The 18,473-nt window shown below is 30.8% G+C and carries 19 protein-coding genes; 17 read left to right on the forward strand and 2 right to left on the reverse strand.

Going from position 1 to position 18,473, the window contains the following annotated elements:
* Window positions 1-87: 87 nt before the first annotated feature.
* Complete coding sequence (locus KIB46_RS06385; protein ID WP_291671212.1) at window positions 88-1,527, forward strand: glycosyl hydrolase family 18 protein; 1,440 nt, start codon at window positions 88-90, stop codon at window positions 1,525-1,527.
* Window positions 1,528-1,576: 49 nt separating this feature from the next.
* Here KIB46_RS06385 and KIB46_RS06390 read toward each other — a convergent pair whose 3' ends face one another.
* Entirely contained in the window at window positions 1,577-3,412 is a 1,836-nt protein-coding gene (locus tag KIB46_RS06390) for a glycosyl hydrolase family 18 protein (protein ID WP_291671213.1), read from the reverse strand.
* Window positions 3,413-3,662: 250 nt separating this feature from the next.
* Here KIB46_RS06390 and KIB46_RS06395 point away from each other — a divergent pair, with 250 nt between their 5' ends.
* From KIB46_RS06395 to KIB46_RS06445, 11 genes are all read left to right on the forward strand, one after another.
* Complete coding sequence (locus KIB46_RS06395) at window positions 3,663-5,468, forward strand: glycosyl hydrolase family 18 protein (RefSeq protein WP_291671214.1); 1,806 nt, start codon at window positions 3,663-3,665, stop codon at window positions 5,466-5,468.
* A gap of 147 nt (window positions 5,469-5,615) precedes the next feature.
* Entirely contained in the window at window positions 5,616-6,047 is a 432-nt protein-coding gene (locus KIB46_RS06400; RefSeq protein ID WP_291671215.1) for a hypothetical protein, read from the forward strand.
* A 506-nt stretch (window positions 6,048-6,553) separates the two neighbouring features.
* A complete protein-coding gene (gene rplU / locus KIB46_RS06405) occupies window positions 6,554-6,862 on the forward strand; it encodes a 50S ribosomal protein L21 (protein WP_027096900.1) in 309 nt (102 codons plus the stop codon).
* A gap of 5 nt (window positions 6,863-6,867) precedes the next feature.
* Entirely contained in the window at window positions 6,868-7,239 is a 372-nt protein-coding gene (locus KIB46_RS06410; RefSeq protein ID WP_291671216.1) for a ribosomal-processing cysteine protease Prp, read from the forward strand.
* A gap of 3 nt (window positions 7,240-7,242) precedes the next feature.
* The gene (gene rpmA, locus KIB46_RS06415) at window positions 7,243-7,542 is read left to right on the forward strand and encodes a 50S ribosomal protein L27 (RefSeq protein WP_027096898.1); all 300 of its coding nucleotides are present in this window, start codon (window positions 7,243-7,245) and stop codon (window positions 7,540-7,542) included.
* A 171-nt stretch (window positions 7,543-7,713) separates the two neighbouring features.
* The gene (gene obgE / locus KIB46_RS06420; protein WP_156563154.1) at window positions 7,714-9,000 is read left to right on the forward strand and encodes a GTPase ObgE; all 1,287 of its coding nucleotides are present in this window, start codon (window positions 7,714-7,716) and stop codon (window positions 8,998-9,000) included.
* Between the two features lie 16 nt (window positions 9,001-9,016).
* Window positions 9,017-9,322 (forward strand): ribosome assembly RNA-binding protein YhbY, encoded by a 306-nt coding sequence (gene yhbY, locus KIB46_RS06425; protein ID WP_156563152.1) that lies wholly within the window; start codon window positions 9,017-9,019, stop codon window positions 9,320-9,322.
* A 1-nt stretch (window position 9,323) separates the two neighbouring features.
* The gene (nadD, locus tag KIB46_RS06430) at window positions 9,324-9,926 is read left to right on the forward strand and encodes a nicotinate-nucleotide adenylyltransferase (protein WP_156563149.1); all 603 of its coding nucleotides are present in this window, start codon (window positions 9,324-9,326) and stop codon (window positions 9,924-9,926) included.
* Between the two features lies 1 nt (window position 9,927).
* Window positions 9,928-10,497 carry a bis(5'-nucleosyl)-tetraphosphatase (symmetrical) YqeK gene (yqeK, locus tag KIB46_RS06435; protein WP_156563148.1) on the forward strand — a complete coding sequence of 190 codons (570 nt, stop codon included), beginning with the start codon at window positions 9,928-9,930 and terminating at the stop codon, window positions 10,495-10,497.
* Window positions 10,498-10,510: 13 nt separating this feature from the next.
* Window positions 10,511-11,920, forward strand: coding sequence for an LCP family protein (locus KIB46_RS06440; RefSeq protein WP_156563145.1), 1,410 nt, complete (start codon window positions 10,511-10,513; stop codon window positions 11,918-11,920).
* A gap of 1 nt (window position 11,921) precedes the next feature.
* The gene (locus KIB46_RS06445; RefSeq protein ID WP_291671217.1) at window positions 11,922-12,824 is read left to right on the forward strand and encodes an RluA family pseudouridine synthase; all 903 of its coding nucleotides are present in this window, start codon (window positions 11,922-11,924) and stop codon (window positions 12,822-12,824) included.
* A gap of 1 nt (window position 12,825) precedes the next feature.
* Here the strand turns inward: KIB46_RS06445 and KIB46_RS06450 are convergent, their stop codons facing one another.
* A complete protein-coding gene (locus KIB46_RS06450) occupies window positions 12,826-14,139 on the reverse strand; it encodes a serine hydrolase (RefSeq protein WP_291671218.1) in 1,314 nt (437 codons plus the stop codon).
* A gap of 146 nt (window positions 14,140-14,285) precedes the next feature.
* Between KIB46_RS06450 and KIB46_RS06455 the strand changes: the two genes are divergently transcribed.
* From KIB46_RS06455 to KIB46_RS06475, 5 genes are all read left to right on the forward strand, one after another.
* On the forward strand, window positions 14,286-14,873 hold the full coding sequence (locus KIB46_RS06455; RefSeq protein WP_156563139.1) for a helix-hairpin-helix domain-containing protein: 588 nt from the start codon (window positions 14,286-14,288) through the stop codon (window positions 14,871-14,873).
* 94 nt (window positions 14,874-14,967) lie between these two features.
* Entirely contained in the window at window positions 14,968-15,687 is a 720-nt protein-coding gene (locus tag KIB46_RS06460; RefSeq protein ID WP_156563137.1) for a hypothetical protein, read from the forward strand.
* Between the two features lie 21 nt (window positions 15,688-15,708).
* A complete protein-coding gene (locus tag KIB46_RS06465) occupies window positions 15,709-16,038 on the forward strand; it encodes an RDD family protein (protein ID WP_156563134.1) in 330 nt (109 codons plus the stop codon).
* Window positions 16,039-16,047: 9 nt separating this feature from the next.
* Window positions 16,048-17,403 carry a 23S rRNA (uracil(1939)-C(5))-methyltransferase RlmD gene (gene rlmD, locus KIB46_RS06470; RefSeq protein ID WP_156563132.1) on the forward strand — a complete coding sequence of 452 codons (1,356 nt, stop codon included), beginning with the start codon at window positions 16,048-16,050 and terminating at the stop codon, window positions 17,401-17,403.
* 851 nt (window positions 17,404-18,254) lie between these two features.
* Window positions 18,255-18,473 (forward strand): family 1 glycosylhydrolase (locus KIB46_RS06475; RefSeq protein WP_291671219.1); only part of this gene is annotated, 219 nt, incomplete at its 3' end.

Here is an 18,473-nt window from a genome sequence, read left to right on the forward strand (position 1 = left end):
AACATATATGGAAAATATTGTAAAAATATTTGTAATAGTTTACAATGTATGTGTAAAGATAATTTATAATATGTGGGAGGTTCTTTGATGAAGAAAAATTTTTTAAAAGTATTTGTGGCATCTGTAGCAAGTGTTACATTATTAGCTGGAAGTATGTTAGCTGTTCCAACTAAAGCTGCTACACAAGAAAAAGAATATAGAAATGTGGGGTATGTGTTCCAAAGAAATTGTGACATTGATACATTAGATGTTACAAAGATTACTCATTTAAATTATTCCTTTGGTCTTATTTACAATAGGGAATATGAAGAACTTGGAGATGAGACTAACCCGGATGTAGTAGTTCCTCATGATTTTGATGACAGTTTACTACACACAATTTATTTACCTGAAAAGGTAGAGAGTGATCTTTCAAGAATTGATGTTTTAAAAGAAAAAAATCCTGATTTAAAGGTTCTATTGTCTGTTGGTGGATGGGAATGTAGAGGATTCTCAGATGCAGCAGCAACAGAGGAAGGAAGAAAGACTTTTGCTCAATCTTGTAAGAATGTTATTGATGAATATGGACTAGCTGGAATAGACCTAGACTGGGAATATCCTGTTAATGGTGGATGGGGAGTAATAAAAGCTAGACCAGAAGACAAAGAAAACTTTACTTTACTTTTACGAGAAGTAAGAAATGCTATAGGTGATGATAAACTATTAACAATAGCTGGTTCTGCAAATATTAACTTCTCAAATGGTGGTTGGACAGAGTTCCAAGATGTAATTCCTTTGTTAGATTATATAAATATTATGACATATGATTTTAGATATGGTTCATGTTATTTTGATTCAGCTTTATATGCTTCAGAGACATGGAAAACTGAATTTGATTATGATGACTATAATACAGATATGGCAGTTAAATTATATTTAGAAAATGGATGTCCATCTGAAAAAATTAATATTGGATTATCCTTTAGTGCTGGCATACCACAATTGGTTAGTGATAAATTAGATGGTGAATTAAGCTTTATAAAAGATGCTCTTATAAGGGCTGGATTCCCAATGGATGAAACTAATAAAACACCAGTGTTATTAGCTGTTAAGAATTTAAAGGAATCAGATGGATTCTATAAACATTGGGATAATGATGCTAAAGCTATGTATGTAACATATAAGCATACAGATGGAAAAGAGTATTTTGTTATGAGTTTTATTGAACCACAAGGACTTTCTGCAAAAACTCAATATGTTAAAGATAATAATTTAGGTGGAACTATGTTCTGGGAATTTAGTGCTGACTATGATAATTCTTTAGTTGCACAAATAGCAAAAGAACTTAACATTAATGGCTTTGGAGAAGAAGTAGTAGTTCCAGATCAAGAACCAGAAGTTAAGCCAGAAGTAAAACCTGAAACGAAGCCAGGTGAAGGTGAATTAGTTAAGACTGGAGATATGACTCCTATATTAAGTCTTATAGGTTTATCAGGAGCATCACTAGGTGTTACAACTATAATGTTTAGAAAGAGAAGAGCAAAATAAGTTTATAGAAAGATCCCGTCATGAGAATGTGACGGGATTTTTCTATATATTAAATTGCACTCCACAAAGCAGGTACATTGCTAGGTTCCCATCCATTTAGTGAAGTGTGAGGTTGAATACATTTATATTCTTTACCTGCATAAGTTACTATATCTCCAACTTTATAGGTTGTATAAGCTTTCCAAGCAGAAGTCTCTACTTCATATTTTGGAACATTAACTCTTATTTCATTTGAGTTAATAGATGAGTTTTCATAGTATAAGACTACATTATAGCTATAAGTTCCTTCAGGTTTGTTAGATATAGATTTAGTTATTATTTGAGTATTTTCATTTAAAGAAAGATTACCTGAAGCGATTTCAGTGTTATTTTCAAATAACTTATAAGAAGTAGCTAAGTTATTATCAGGAATTTCTATGGAAATTGTATAATTTCCATTTTTACATTCACTATTAGATATAGTGGCTGCTTTTAAAGCAGGTGGAGTTGGAGCTTTTATAGTAACAGTTACTTCGTTGGAATTTACAGAACTAGTAGGGTCTGATAATTCCACTTTATATTTATAAGTTCCATCAGCTTTATTTTTAACTTCATAACTTATAGAGCCTTCTTTGGATTGGCCAGGAACTAAAGTACCAGATGATATTATCTTTGAATCTTCTAATATTTTATAGGATGTAGCAGTGTTGTAAGCAGGAACTTTAGCACTTAAAGTAAAGCTACCATTTTGTACAGAACTAGCTGATAAAGTAGGTGCTTTAAGTGTATTTGTTTGTGGTGCTAAAGAATCAAAGTACTTTCGAAAATGATTTGACCATGAATAAGAAGCATATTTGTCCCAATTTATTGACCATGTCATAAGTCCCCTTAAGTTAGGATGAGCATTTTTTACAGTATAACTACCAACAGTACCACCATTCATTAATGTTGTAATTGCCTTTTCAACTTCGCTATTTGAAACCCATCCATTACCTGCATAAGATGACGTAGGTACCCCTATAACTACTTGGTCCTCTCTTAAAGCAGGGAAGAAGTAATTAGGGTCTTTATTAACATTGAATCCTGTTAAAAGCATATCTGCTAATGAAACATAGAATTCGGCAGAGCCCATAGTTTGAGATTTATCATTTAAGTCATTTATAGCACCTGAGTTATAGTATTGAACTTGAAGCCAGTCTAAAGAATCACGAAGTGCATAAATAACAGGTAGGTAGGAACCAGCTCTAGAATCAACATAACTATTTAAACCACCATAGTAAGTATATCCTAATTGAACAAAGAAAGTTTCAGGAGCCATAGTAAGCATGAAGTTATCACCATATTTAGCTTTTAATTCTTTTAAAGCGCTAATTAGGTTTACAATAGCTGGAGTAGTAGGATTTTTAAAGTCTTTATCACCTGGGTCAAGATATAAAGAATGACCTTCAAAATCTATGTCTAATCCGTCTAATCCATAAGTGTCAATTATATTAGATACAGAACTTACAAATTTATCTCTTGCAGTAGCATCTTTTAATTGAACTTGGCCGTTTTGACCACCAATTGAAAGTAATACTTTCTTTCCTTTACTTTGTAGATATTTCACATCAGATTTAAATTCTTCTTCTGTAGCATTAAAAGGTTTAAATTGAATATCCCCAGAAGTTACAGATGTAGGTTCACCAAAGGATAGATTAATTACATCCCAGTTATCAGAAACATTTCGTAGCTTTATTGTACCTGAACCGTTTTCAAAGTTGTGCCAGTAACCAACTAATACATGTTTAGGAACAGAAGATGTTGAAGCGGAGGTAAGTGTCGCTGGAAGTAGAGTTAAGAAAAGAGTAATTGAAAGAGTTATAGAAATAAGAAATTTGACATTTGAATTAAAAAAGTTTTTAAACATAAAGCAACCCCTTATCTTTATATAATTATCAATAAAACATATTTAGTAATATCTAAAAATATTACTAAATACATATCTTTTATAAGTTCACAAAAAATCAATAATTGTAGAAGCATAAAAACCTAAGTTAATTAGTACAAATATAGTGAATTGACTAGTGGGAATATTTAAAATAGCTAGCTAATACGAATAGCTGTCTTAGAATACATATTAAAAAAATATGAAAAAGTAAAAAGGGAGAGGGTATATTATGACTAGAGAGTGTAAAAAACTATTATCAATTTTTGCTGCTGTATTACTATTCTCATCAATTATTCCTATTAAGGCAGTTAGTGCAGCACAAAGCTTAGGAGAAAGGTTACTTGTGGGATATTGGCATAATTTTGATAATGGCACAGGAATTATTAACTTGAGGGATGTATCAGATAAGTGGGATGTTATAAACGTAGCTTTTGGAGAAACATATAGTGATAGAGCTGTAGTTGAATTTACACCTTGTTATGATGAAGAACAGTTTATTTCAGATGTTCAGTACATTAAGGGCAAAGGTAAAAAAGTTATTTTATCAATAGGTGGACAAAATGGTGTAGTATTACTACCGGATGCAATAGCTAAAGAAAAGTTTGTTAAATCAATATGTGGTTTGGTAGATAAATATGGCTTTGATGGTTTGGATATAGACTTAGAATCTGGTATATCATTACAAGCATCAGATACAGATTTCAAGAATCCTAAAACACCACAAATAGTTAATCTTATTTCAGGTGTAAGGGAAATATCTGATAAATATGGACCAAACTTTATTATAAGTATGGCTCCAGAAACAGCTTATGTTCAAGGTGGAATTACTGCTTATGGAAACATTTGGGGAGCTTATCTTCCAATAATATATGGATTAAGAGACAAATTAACTTATATTCATGTACAACATTATAATGCTGGTGGTAATCAAGGGTTAGATGGTGTCACATATACACAAGGAACAGCAGATTATGAAGTAGCAATGGCAGAAATGCTTTTATATGGATTCCCTATAGCAGGTAATAGTAATAATATGTTCCCAGCTTTAAGAGAAGACCAAGTTATGATTGGATTGCCAGCAACTCAGGCTGCTGCACCAAGTGGTGGATATATAAATCCAACAGAAATGAAGAAAGCATTAGATTATTTAATTAAAGGTGTATCATATGGTGGAAGTTATAAGTTAGCTAATGGTAAAGGATATCCAGCATTCAGAGGTTTAATGACATGGTCTATTAATTGGGATGCTAAAAATAATTTTGAGTTTTCTAATAATTATAGAGATTATTTTGATAAACTAACTCCAGTTCAAAATACATTAAAGCCTGCCACTCTTTCTGTTAGTAGTGTTAATAATGGAAGTTACACATTAACAGCCACAGTACCGTCAAGAAATACTGCAACAAGTTATAAGATTCTAGAGGGTACAATGGAGATTGCTACAGGAACATTAACAGCAGGAAATTCTAAGGATACTACAATTACAAAGAGTTTAAGTAATAAAGAAAATGGACAATATGAATATACTGTGGTTTTAAGTGATGGTACTAATTCTGTAACATCAAATAAGGTAGTAGTAAAGGTAGAACCACAACCAGAACTTTCACTAAAAGCAGCAACACTATCAGTTAGCACTGTTAATAATGGAAATTATACTCTATTAGCTACAGTTCCTGAATATAATAAGGCAACAAGCTATAAAATTTTTGAAGGAAATATAGAAGTAGCTTCAGGTACACTAACTGCTGGAAATAGTGAGCAAGTAATTCTTACAAAAAAAATCATAAATAAAGAGGTTGGTAGCTATGATTACACAGTTGTTCTTTATGAAGGATCAAATTCTGTTGTATCAAATAAAGTAACTGTTGTAGTAGAAAACTATACACCAGAGGTTCAAGCTTGGGCAGCTTATGTATCATATAAAAATGGTGATATAGTAAGTTATAATGGAAGCAATTATGTTTGTAGACAGGCACATACATCTTTACCAGGATGGGAGCCAGCTAATGTAGCAGCGTTATGGCAAAAACAATAGTTTGAATTTTAAACTCGTCATGTTTCATGGCGAGTTTTTTGTTTTAAAAGAATGTAGGAACTTAAGAAGAAATAAACTTTCAAAGTGAAACTTTTTCTGAAATGCTTAGTCTAACCAAGTAAGAAGAAAAATGAGGGGGCTTTAAGTATGAAGAAATATAAAGTGAAAATAAAGGTTGGACATATAGTAATTGCTTTAGTAAGTTTGCTTTTTATATTTCCAGGAGTTGTATATGTTATTGGAAGTTCATTAGTAGGCTATGGGGAGAATACCTATTCTATTAATAAAAGGTATTATGGGGCTGCAATGATGGAAGGGTATACAAAACTTCTGAAGCTAATACCTGAAATTGGCGAAACTTACTATAAAATTGTAACAAGCTATTATAATGTGCTAAAGGATAAACAAAGTATTGGAACAGATGGAATAACAAATATTACAACTGGAAATAAGAATAGAGTATATAAAGCTATTGAAAACTTTAAAAAAGGATTAGAGCTGGGAGAGAATTATAAAGCATATACTAAAAATTTAAGCATGTTAATAAATTCTTATGTATCCTTAGGAGAGAGTGATTAAGCTTTATCTATTTGTAATAGCAACATGGGAAATAAAGAGTTTGGAAATTTATATTTAGAAATACTTTATAATTATGGAGATATAAAGATATCTCAGATTGCATAGGTTCTTGAATGTAATGAGAATACTGTAAAAACTATATTGAAACGTAGGAGGATATTTATTAAAAAATGCTCTGAAGGTGAAATATATACTGAAGAGAATAGTGAAAGAGTAATAATTATGAATATAGTTGATAAAAGTAGTAAGATTAATAGATGTAAGTATATAACAAGTAAAGATTTTACAAATGTTTTATTTGGAGTTTGACTAAAAACTTATACGTATCTTAATTATCTTTATTAAATCGATTATTCAAACTATCATAAACTTACTTTTTGCTTTACAATATTTTTAAATTATGATAGACTAGTACAGTAAACCGCACACGCACAGGTTTTTTTAAAAAACAAAACATAATAGTTTTGTACCTATAGTGGCGAGACCGTTATGAGGAGGTGTTTTTAATGTACGCAGTAGTAAAGACAGGTGGAAAACAATACAGAGTTCAAGAAGGAGACGTTCTTTTCGTTGAAAAGCTAGACGTTGCTGTTGATTCAACAGTTGAATTAACTGAAGTACTTGCTGTTGGAGGAGAAACTTTAAAGGTTGGAGCTCCATTAGTAGAAGGTGCTAAGGTTGTTGCTAAAGTATTAGCTCAAGGTAAGGCTAAGAAGGTAACAGTTTTCAAGTATAAGAGAAAGAAAGACTACAGAAGAAAGAATGGTCATAGACAACCTTATACTAAGTTAGTAGTAGAAAAGATCGAAGCTTAATTCTTATGATAGAAATTAGGATTGAATCTAAAAACGAAAACATAATATCCTTTAAAATTAATAATCATGCTCTAATTGAGAGAGAAGCTATTTTAGCTGGAGATGCTTACGATATGGTGTGTAACTCAGTTTCAGTTTTATCTCAAAGTGTGGTTGTAGGTTTAGATGAAGTGTTAAAACTTAATGTAAACTATGAAATAAGGGATGGATATCTTGCCCTAGATCTTAATGGGTTTACCCAAGAAGAAATAGAGCAATCTCAAGTTCTTTTAAGAACCTTTGAGAAAAGCATTGAGAGTACAATCTTAAGCTTGGATGAAATGTTTGGTAGTAAGAAACGTAGAGAATATATTACTTTAATTAAAGAGGAGGTGTAATCCATGCTAAAAATGAACCTTCAATTATTTGCCCACAAAAAAGGGGTAGGTAGCTCAAAGAACGGAAGAGACTCAGAATCTAAGAGATTAGGTGTTAAGTCTGCTGACGGTGAATTCGTACTTGCTGGAAACATACTAGTAAGACAAAGAGGAACTAAGATTCACCCAGGTCTAAACGTAGGTAAAGGTGGAGATGACACTTTATTTGCTAAGATCGATGGTGTTGTTAGATTCGAAAGAGTGGGAAGAGACAAGAAGAGAGCTTCTGTTTACCCAGTTGACGTTGAAGCAATAGCTGAATAATTTGTTAAATAAAGCACCCTGGTTCAGGGTGCTTTTTTTAAGTAATATGCATATAAAGATAATTTTGTAATATTTGTTTAATTTATTACATATATGTTCATGTTATAATAAGGTGAGAAATAAGAAACAATAGATAAATAAAGAAGATTTTACATAAGGATAGGTGAGATTATGTTCATAGATAAAGCCAAGATATTTGTAAGGTCTGGTAAGGGTGGTAATGGTGCTGTTTCCTTCAGAAGAGAAAAGTATGTCCCATTAGGTGGACCAGATGGAGGAGATGGAGGAAAAGGTGGAAGTATTGTATTTAAAGTAGATACTGGAATTACTACTCTTCTTGATTTTAAATATAGAAAGAAATTTATAGCAGAAGATGGAGAAGCGGGTTCAACATCAAAATGCTATGGTAAAAATGGAGAAGATCTTTATATAACTGTTCCAATGGGAACTATTATTAGAGAAGCCGAAACAAATAAGGTAATTGCTGACCTTTCACATAAGGATGATGTATTTGTTCTTTTAAGAGGTGGTAAGGGTGGAAAAGGAAATGCTAAGTTTGCTACTCCTACAAGACAGGCACCACACTTTGCTGAACCAGGAATGCCTGGAGAAGAAATGCAAATTGTATTAGAACTTAAACTTTTAGCTGACGTTGGCTTATTAGGTTTCCCTAATGTAGGTAAGTCAACTTTCCTTTCAATGACTACAGCAGCTAAGCCAAAGATAGCAAACTATCACTTTACAACTTTAAAACCAAATTTAGGTGTTGTTGCAGCTGATGGAGTAGAACCATTTGTTATGGCAGATATTCCAGGTATTATAGAAGGTGCGTCAGAAGGTGTTGGTTTAGGATTAGAGTTCTTAAGACATATTGAAAGAACAAGATTATTAATACATGTAGTTGATATATCAGGAATAGAAGGTAGAGACCCATTTGAAGACTTTGTAAAGATTAATGAAGAACTTAAAAATTACTCAGTTAAGCTTTGGGATAGACCACAAATTGTTGTAGCTAATAAGACTGATATGTTATATGATGAAGAAGTTTTTGAAAACTTCAAAAAGAAGGTACAAGAATTAGGTTTTGATAAGGTATTTAAAATGTCAGCAGCTACAAGAGATGGTGTTGATGATGTTATTAAGGAAGCAGCTAGAATGCTTAAGGAAATTCCAATAACTGAACTTGAAATAGCTGAAGATGAAAGATATATACCAGAAGAAAAGAAATTTACTTATGAAATCAGAGTTGAAGAAGGTGAAGAATACGATACTTACTATGTATTTGGAAGCTTCGTAGATAGATTATTAAGTGCGGTAAACGTGCATGATGCAGACTCATTAAGATACTTCCATAAAGTATTAAAGAATAAGGGAGTACTTGATGAATTAAGAGAAATGGGTATTCAAGACGGAGATATGGTTAACTTAAATGACTTTGAATTTGAGTACTTAATGTAATTTAGGAGGAACATAAATGTTAACAGGAAAGCAAAGAGCTTATTTAAGAGGCTTAGCTAACGATATGCAACCTATATTTCAAATAGGTAAAAATGGAATTGAAGAAACTTTTTTAAAGCAAGTTGAAGAAGCTTTAGAAAAGAGAGAATTAATAAAAATAAAGGTTCTTGAAAACAGTGGCCTTGAAGCAAGAGAAGCTTCTGACTACATCTGTGAGAAGATTAAGGCAGAAGGAATTCAAGCAATTGGAAGTAAGATTGTTTTATATAAGAAATCTAAGAAAAATCCTAAAATTGAAATTCCAGTAGCAAAGAATAAGTAATATGTGTAGGGTGGGTATAATTGGAGGAACCTTTGATCCTATACATTTAGCCCATATCTATATAGCTGAAGAAGCAAAAAAGAAGTTAAACTTAGATAAAGTTATTTTTATGCCAGCAGGAATACAGCCTCTGAAAACTGATAAAAAGGTTACAGAGGCATCCTTAAGGCTAGAAATGGTACAAAAGGCTATAGAGGGTAAGATAGGTTTTGAGGTTTCTGACTATGAAATAAAAAAAGAAGGAAAAAGTTATACATATAAGACTTTAGAGCATTTTTATAAAGAGTATAAAGATTTATACTTTATAACAGGAGCAGACTGCCTTTTAGGCATTGATAAGTGGAAAGAGATAGATAAAATATTTTCATTGTGCAAATTTGTTGTATTTACTAGACCAGGTTATAACAATGAGGAGTTAGTAAATAAAAAGAGATTTGTAGAAGAGAAATATAATGGAAAGATTATTCTTTTAGAGGTACCAGGAATTCATATTTCCTCTACAGATATAAGAGAGAAAATAATTAATAATGAAAAGGTAGATGATATTCTACCTGCAGTTGTATTAGATATAATAAAAGAAAAAGGTTTATATAGGGAGTATTAGAATGGTTTTGATGAATGAGGCTTATGATTATATTAAAGGTTGTCTTAATGAAAAAAGATTCATTCATACTTTAGGGGTGGTTTCTGTAGCTAAAAAGTTAGCAGTGTTAAATGGAGTATCAGAAGAAAAAGCTGAGCTTGCAGCACTTTGTCATGATATAGCTAAATATACTCATAAAGATGAAATGATACAACTTATGAAAGAAAATAATATAGTTCTTACAGAAGACGAAAAAGTTACTCTTGAATTATGGCATAGTATAGTAGGACCATTAGTGGCAAAAAAAGCTTTGGAAATAGAAGATGAAGAAGTATTAAATGCTATACGATGGCATACTACTGGAAGAGAGAATATGTCAAAGTTAGAGAAAATAATTTATATAGCAGATATGATAGAACCTTCAAGGAGTTTTGAGGGAGTTGAGGAGATAAGAGAAGCAACATTGAAGGATTTAGATAATGGTGTCTTGTTGGGGCTTACACATACAATAAAGTTTTTGCTATCTAAAGATTCTCCTATTGATATTAATACAGTAAAAGCAAGAAATTACTTGATTATTAATAGGGGGTAAGAGGGGGAGAAAAATGTCAAGAGATAGAAGGGAACCGGAGGCAATAAGGAGAAAAAAACAAAGAAGAAGAACTCCACAAGAAATAGAAGAGCTAAGAAAAAGAAGAAAAAAAGATGAAATTAGACAGCTTCAAGAATATGGAGAGGTTAAAATAAAAAAGAGAAGACCAATTGATGATGATAAAGGGCCAAGAAGCAAAAAGAAAAGAAGGAAAACATCTAAAAAGAAGAAGATTTTAATAGGAGTTTTATCTGTATTTATTATTATACTAGCTTTTGTGGCTATTTCTATAGGCAGTTTGTTAGGGAAAATAAAAGGTGGAAATATAGGTGAAGCTGTAACGCCAGCACCAGATGAAGCAGTTAACGTTCTTGTTCTTGGGCTTGATATAGGTGATCCAAATCAAACCAATAATTATGAGATTAAAAGAACTGATACTATAATGGTGGCACAATATGATCCTAAGAAAAAGGATTTAGACTTAGTATCTATACCTAGAGATACGTTGATTTCTGAAAATGGACGTAATTATAAGATAAATTCAGCATATCAAAAAGGTGAAACCAAGGTTAAAAGTTTGGTAGAAGATTTATTAGGAATACAAATAAATTATACAGTTAAGATAGATTATAATGCCTTTAGACAGTTCATTGATGCTATAGGTGGCATTGAGATGGAGATAGAAAGAGACATGTACTATGATGATCCAAGTCAAGATCTTCATATAAGTTTCAAAGGTGGAACAGTAGAACATTTAGATGGTAAAAAGGCAGAAGAGTTCTTTAGATGGAGAAAAAATAATGATGGAACTGGATTAGCTACTGGTGATATAGGTAGAATAGAAAATCAACATAAATTCATACAAAAAGTAGTTGAAAAGTGCACAGGACCTTCAATTGTATTAAAAGTTCCAGATATAATTAATGCAATAGGATCAAATATCCAAACTAATATGCCAACAAGTAAGCTTTTATCTTATGCACTAGATGTTGTTAAAGTGGACCCTGCTACAGTTAAGATGTGGACTGCAGAAGGAGATTTTAAGACTATAGGTGGACAGTCTTATGTTGTGTTCAATAAAAGCTATAATCAAGAATTGTTAAAAGCACTTCATAATACAGGTGATACAACTGTAGATAAAACTAAGCTAGGAGTACTTATATTAAATGGTACAAAGATTAATGGCTTAGCTGGAGAAGTAAAATCAAAGTTAGAACTAACTGGATGGACTGTAGTTGATGTTGGAAATGGAAATCCTACAACTAAAAGTATAATAAATACTGATAATGAAGAACTTAAAAAAGCTCTTAATAAGGATTTGCCTACAATAACTAAGTCTGATAAGAAATTGGAAGATATAAAATACGAACAATATGATGCTGTTATCATACTTGGAGAGGACTATAAAAAACTAGGAGAGTAGAATGAGTACTTTAGAAAAAAAGGTTTCAAAAGAATATGAAGGGGTTACTATTAGAGAGTTTCTAAAGGAAGATTTGGGGTTGTCTAGTAGATTAATTAGAAGGTCTGCTATAGAGAAAAGAATATTAGTTAATAAAAAAGAAGTAAGAATGAGGTATATTGTTCATGCTGGAGATTTAGTTCAAATAAATCTCCAAAGTGATGAAAGTCAAAATATAACTCCAGAAAAAATGGATTTAGATATAGTATATGAGGATGAGGATATTCTAGTTATTAATAAAAAGCCATATATGGTAGTTCATCCTACAAAGAGTTATCAAAGTGGTACCTTAGCTAATGGTGTACTATTTTATTTCAAAGAAACTAATCAAAACTGTATTGTAAGATTAGTTAGTAGACTTGATATGAATACATCAGGATTAATAATAATAGCTAAGAATCAATTTGCCCATATGGCTTTATCTAAAGAAATGGAAGAAAATAATTTAGAGAAGAGATATCTTGCAATAGTTCACGGAAATCTTAAAGAAAAAGAAGGAACTATAGATGCACCTATATATAGACCTGATGGTGAAGAGTTTGGAACTATGAGAATAGTTGATGAAAGAGGGCAAAGAAGTATAACTCACTATAAGGTTATTGAAAGCTTTAAAGATGCTGACTTAGTAGAATGTTTACTTGAAACAGGTAGAACTCATCAAATAAGGGTTCATATGAAACATTTAGGTCATCCTATATATGGAGATACACTTTACGGATTTGAAGGAGATGAGGAGTTAATACCAAGGCAAGCTCTTCACGCTTATGGATTAGATTTTAAGTCTCCAAAGACAAAAGAGACATTGTCTTTAAGAGCAAAGTTACCAGAGGATATGGAAAGCTTATTAAAAAAAGTAGGAAGGTAAATTACCTTCCTACTTTTTTTCTATTTATAACCTTTTTCCATTTATTCATAAACTTTTTCTTTTTCACTCTTCTTCTATGTACAGATGTTAACAAAGTAATAAGAATTATCAAGGCTGTTCCTAAAGTTATTAATAATACTTTATTTTCCTTTAAGAAATCCATTAAAGCTAGTTTGTTATTGTAATCTCTATTTATTCCACTAATTAAATCTATAGTTTTAAAAGTTTTACCATCAATATTGACTTTTGCAGTAGTAATAACTTCTCCTTTTTTTAAGCTCATTTTAGCTAATTTGCTAGGAAGTGTATATTCAAGGGAAAAATTAAGTTTATCACTTGCACCGTTTTTAGTTGTATAATAAACATCTTCATTAGCTAAAACTGGAATAGAAGAATTATCATCTATAGCAACTTCAGTAATAACTTCTCCCTTTTTATAAACTTCATTTTTAGTGAAGTTATTATATCCATAATTAAATATTGTTTTTGCATCGGAATAAACTTTTTCTATACTTTCGCCCATTAAGAAAGAAGCTACGAGTCTATGTCCATCTTTTTCAGAAGCAATAACATTTGTAAATCTCGCTTCTGAAGTATATCCTCTCTTTGCAGATAGTGAATATTCATAAAAATACTTTGAATTTTTTAATAATATAGAATTATGATTATTTAGCCATCTTTCATAGCCATCTAAGTTACTAGGTGGTAGTTGAAGCATTACAGTTCTAGTCATTTCAATAAACTTAGGGTTTTTGATTGCTTCTCTCATAAAAAGAGCTAAGTCATTTGGTGTTGTATAATGATTTTCATCAGGTAAACCACTGGGGTTTGTGAAGTGACTATTATTAGCTCCAATTGCTTTAGCAAAATCATTCATTTTTTTAGCAAAGGCTTCTTTAGAGCCAGCATTAAATTCAGCTAATGTTTCTGCACAGTCATTACCAGATTCAAGTAAAAGCCCTAATAACAAATGTTCAAGAGTAATTTGCTCTCCTTCCCTTAAACCTATGGAGCTTCCATCAGCAAAGGGGGGATTTTTTCCTACAGTTACTACTGTGTCCAAATTGTCATATTCATTTAGTATAATTGTTGCAGTTATTATTTTTGTTGTAGATGCAGGATAGTATTTTTTATCACCATTTTTAGAAAATAGTATTTGTCCTGTATCGGCATCTAGTAAAGTAACACCTTCAGTAGTTAGATATGGACTGCTTTCAGCGTAAACAATGTTACAAGGCAAAAATAATAAACTTAATATAATAATCAACGTTAACATTGATAAAAATCTTTTTATATATGAAAATAAATTATTCATTTAGTACCTCTCAATAAAATAATATAATATATTTTAACAAAATTTTTAGGATAATTCTACAAAATCAATAAAAATAGAATATATTAGGTTAAATATTGAGTTTTTGTTAATAATCTTAAGAGAATATTAAACGTATGAGGTGTTTTATGAAGAAAAATTATACCACTATGGGAATTTTATCTATTGTTGTTATGGTGAGTTTCTATGCTTTATTTACATATATTAAATCTGGCAAAGACCAGTTAAATAAGAATGAGACTGAAAGTATGTTTGTTGAGGAGGATGAAGGAGAGGCAATTGAATTAAAAAATAAGCAAATAGTAGTAGATGTAAAGGGGGCGGTTAAAAGGCCTAATATTTATAGATTAGAAGAGGGGAGTATAGTAGAAGATGCAATTACCATTGCTGGAGGTACTACAAGTGAGGCTGACTTAATTAAAATAAATAGAGCAGAAAAGTTGTCAGATAATCAGGAGGTTATAATTCCTATAAAAGGGCAAGAGGAAAGTGAGCCTTTTACAAGCAATTCTTCAGATAGTAATGGAAAAATAAATATTAATACTGCCAATGAAACAGAGTTGGATTCTTTGCCAGGAATTGGACCATCCAAAGCAGTAGAAATTATAAAATATAGAGAGAAAAATGGAAAATTTAAATCTGTTGAGGAAATAAAAAACATAAAAGGAATAGGAGAGGCATCTTTTGAAAAATTAAAAGATAGTATAAAAGTATGATATTTGTTTTAAAATAAGCGTTTTAATGATATAATTAATCCGTATTAAAAGAGCAAAAAATGTTTATATATAGGGGTTCATAGGAGGAGAAATAATGTCTAAAAAAATAATAGCCCTTATTTTAGGGACTATGATGACAGTATCATTAGTAGGGTGTAGTAACAAGGATAATAAAGAAGATAATACAAAAACATTTGCTATTGCAAGTGATGAGAAATATTCAAACTTAGATGGAGAATGGTCTAAGGATATAACATTAAAAACTTTCGACGAAAAGTTTGATAAGCTTTTCGGTGAAATAAGGGATAAGAGTAAAACGTATGGCTTAACTTTTAATGAAAAAGGTGAAGAAAGCGTAAAGCAAGAAAAAGGTAGGACTGTAAATAAGAAGTATTTATATCTTGATAATGAAAATCCAGAGAAAAACCGTCTTGAAAGTTTATATTTTGGAAGAAAATTATTTGGGGATGATTTATCAGCAGGACAAATAACACTTAAGTTATCTTTAAATTTTGATGGAGAAGGTACTTTAAGTGGTGAGAATAAATTTGATTTTGGAGATACATCTTTAGCATCTTATGCTGAATTTATGACTGGAGAAAAAGATAGAGATTATTCTAAAATTAATGAGGAAATTATAAAAATATTAAAGAGTGATAGTGGTGAAGGGGTTTATCAAAACACTATAAATGGTTTATATGAAGAATATACTGTAAATAAAGAATACCTAGTATATACTTTAGAAACTAAGGAACTGCAATTTGTAAAAGAAGGTTCAGAGGAAAATATAGATGCAGCAACTACTACTAATTAATTAATTTGAGGAGGAAAAGTTTTGTTAAAGAAGATTTTTGCAGGAGTTTTAGATGAAATGATAATCTTTGGTGTGTCAGCATTAGGGTTATTAGTAGTGGAAGGTGTTTTAAGAATATTTGGGTTCACAATGGTGACAACAGAGATTTTCTTAATAATTAACATGTTTATAATTAATGCCTTATATTTCCCTTTATTAGAAGGTGGAAAGTATGGTACAACTATAGGAAAGAGAATACTTAAGTTAGATAATAATAAAGAAGTAAAAAATGATGATATTGTAGCTGATACTATAGAAGAAGTTGTTTCTGATGATGCTACAGAGGAAGTTGCAGAAGAAAACGAACAATAGGAGTTGAACATGAGAAAAGGCAGCGAAATACTAGTAAAAATAGATAAGACAGAATTTCCTTCTATAGGTATTGGAACTGAGGGAGATAGAAAAATTTATGTTAAGAATACATTCCCAGGTCAAGTGGTTAAGGGAAGAGTAAAGAAGAAAAAAGCTGATTATGCAGAAGTAAAAGCTTTAGAAGTTGTTGAAAGAGCTGAATATGAAATAGAGCCTAAATGTCCTCACTTTGGTATTTGTGGAGGGTGTTCATCACAAAATTTATCTTATGATAAACAGTTAGAGTTATTAAGTGATGAGGTAAAAGAATTATTTGTAAATGCAAATGTTCCTACAGGAAATTATGAAGGGGTTACTGGAAGTAAGGATCAGTGGGAATATAGAAATAAGATGGAATTCACCTTTGGAGATATGGAAAAGGGTGGAGAACTAACACTTGGAATGCATATAAAGAATAAGTCATTTGGAATTATAAATGTTCATGAATGTAAAATAGTTGATGAAGATTTTAGAACTATAATAAACCTTACAGTTGATTACTTTAGAAAGAAAGATTTACCTTACTATAGAGTAATGAAAAGAGAGGGATATTTAAGACATTTAGTTATAAGAAAAGCTAAGAATACAGGGGAACTTATGGTTAACCTAGTAACTACAACTCAAATAGATTTTAATTTAGATGAGTATGTAGAAATACTAAAGAATGCTAAGTATGAAGGAAAATTAGTTTCTATTATTCATACAGAAAACAACTCCTTCTCAGATGCAGTTGTACCTGAAAAGGTAAATGTTCTTTATGGTATAGATCATATTCAAGAAGAATTATTAGGGCTAAAGTTTAATATATCACCATTCTCATTCTTCCAAACTAATACTAAGGGGGCAGAAAGTCTTTATAGTATTGTTAGAGAATATATGGGAGACGCTGATAATAAAGTTGTTTTCGACCTTTACTGTGGAACTGGAACCATAGGTCAAATAGTTGCACCAAATGCTAAAAAGGTAGTTGGAATTGAACTTATAGAAGAGGCTGTTGAAGCTGCCAAGGAAAATGCTAAACTTAATGGATTAGATAATTGTGAGTTTATTGCTGGTGATGTTGCTGTAACAATTAAGAATGTTAAGGATAAACCAGATATAATTATATTGGATCCACCAAGAAGTGGAGTTCATCCAAAAGCTTTAGAATATGTTATTAAGTTTAATGCTAAGGAAATAATATATGTATCTTGTAATCCTAAGACATTAGTTACTGATTTAAAGGTACTAATTGATGCTGGATATGAGGTTATAAAGACTAGAGTTAAGGATATGTTCCCTAATACCCCGCATGCCGAAACTGTAGTAAAGTTAATCAAGAAATAGAGAAGGTTAAAGGAAAATTTTAATATATAAAATTGTGAATTTACTACTAATTTACTATCAATGGTTTTAAATTAGTAGTAAATTTTTTTTAAAATGTCTAGGAAAGTATAAAATTTCAATTAACTATAAATCAAAGGTATTATTACATTTTCATATTAAGAAATATAAAATGAAGGATAGTAATTTTATAATTTCCTTACCTTTAATACGAGTGGGGGGATATTTGTTTTGATGTGACTTGGAGCGTAGCGACGGAACAAGCAAAACAAATATCCGCTACACATTTTTTGTTTTAAGGTTGGAAACGATAACTTTACTAAATATTTTTACTTATTACGGTATAATTTGACTGTGTAATAATTATGAGAAGTAGATAATAGAAAATGGAAGCAGATATGAACAAGCTTATTAGAATGTGTATAATTCACATAGTCTTACCACCTTCAGTATTAAAAGTCATTGATAAGATGTGTTCCATAGAAAATATCTTCCTTTCATTTTGGAACACATAATATATATGATTATATAATGAATATTACAGTATTTTAGGGTGATGAAACGTGTATGTAGTAAAAGGTCTTATTTAGTTCTTTTAATAAAGAAGAAAAAAAAGTATAAAAGATAAATAAGTGAAACCGTTGACAGAATGTTTAGAATGTTTTATAATGTGAACATAATAATTGGATGGTTATTGTTAAAAGACAAGCTAGACCTATTTGTATGAGTTTATAAGGATTGCATTTGGTGCAATTACTTATATCTCTACAGATGGGTCTTTTATTTTTAAATAAATAATTTTAATTTGTAAAGCTAAGTATATTTAAATTATCTAAACTAAGGAGGAACAATCTATGGGATTCAGTAAAGATTTTTTATGGGGCGGTGCTACAGCTGCTAATCAACTTGAAGGTGGATGGAATTTAGATGGAAAAGGTATAAGTACAAGTGATATGCTGACAGCAGGAACTCACACTATTCCACGTAAAATTACTAGAGAAACTATTGATGGATTAAATTATCCAAGTCATGAAGCTATTGATTTTTATCACAGATATAAAGATGATATTAAG

It is taken from the genome of Clostridium sp., from assembly GCF_018372875.1.
Taxonomy (GTDB): Bacteria; Bacillota; Clostridia; order Clostridiales; family Clostridiaceae; genus Clostridium.

Bases quoted from the DNA above. Each gene is read 5' to 3' on its own strand.
- rpmA (WP_027096898.1), top strand. From the start codon at position 7,243: ATGCTAAAAATGAACCTTCAATTATTTGCCCACAAAAAAGGGGTAGGT.
- KIB46_RS06410 (WP_291671216.1), top strand. From the start codon at position 6,868: ATGATAGAAATTAGGATTGAATCTAAAAACGAAAACATAATATCCTTT.
- KIB46_RS06395 (WP_291671214.1), top strand. From the start codon at position 3,663: ATGACTAGAGAGTGTAAAAAACTATTATCAATTTTTGCTGCTGTATTA.
- KIB46_RS06390 (WP_291671213.1), bottom strand. From the start codon at position 3,412: ATGTTTAAAAACTTTTTTAATTCAAATGTCAAATTTCTTATTTCTATA.
- KIB46_RS06460 (WP_156563137.1), top strand. From the start codon at position 14,968: ATGTCTAAAAAAATAATAGCCCTTATTTTAGGGACTATGATGACAGTA.
- KIB46_RS06455 (WP_156563139.1), top strand. From the start codon at position 14,286: ATGAAGAAAAATTATACCACTATGGGAATTTTATCTATTGTTGTTATG.
- obgE (WP_156563154.1), top strand. From the start codon at position 7,714: ATGTTCATAGATAAAGCCAAGATATTTGTAAGGTCTGGTAAGGGTGGT.
- KIB46_RS06440 (WP_156563145.1), top strand. From the start codon at position 10,511: ATGTCAAGAGATAGAAGGGAACCGGAGGCAATAAGGAGAAAAAAACAA.
- KIB46_RS06445 (WP_291671217.1), top strand. From the start codon at position 11,922: ATGAGTACTTTAGAAAAAAAGGTTTCAAAAGAATATGAAGGGGTTACT.
- nadD (WP_156563149.1), top strand. From the start codon at position 9,324: ATGTGTAGGGTGGGTATAATTGGAGGAACCTTTGATCCTATACATTTA.
- KIB46_RS06385 (WP_291671212.1), top strand. From the start codon at position 88: ATGAAGAAAAATTTTTTAAAAGTATTTGTGGCATCTGTAGCAAGTGTT.
- KIB46_RS06450 (WP_291671218.1), bottom strand. From the start codon at position 14,139: ATGAATAATTTATTTTCATATATAAAAAGATTTTTATCAATGTTAACG.
- yhbY (WP_156563152.1), top strand. From the start codon at position 9,017: ATGTTAACAGGAAAGCAAAGAGCTTATTTAAGAGGCTTAGCTAACGAT.
- KIB46_RS06400 (WP_291671215.1), top strand. From the start codon at position 5,616: ATGAAGAAATATAAAGTGAAAATAAAGGTTGGACATATAGTAATTGCT.
- rplU (WP_027096900.1), top strand. From the start codon at position 6,554: ATGTACGCAGTAGTAAAGACAGGTGGAAAACAATACAGAGTTCAAGAA.
- rlmD (WP_156563132.1), top strand. From the start codon at position 16,048: ATGAGAAAAGGCAGCGAAATACTAGTAAAAATAGATAAGACAGAATTT.
- yqeK (WP_156563148.1), top strand. From the start codon at position 9,928: ATGGTTTTGATGAATGAGGCTTATGATTATATTAAAGGTTGTCTTAAT.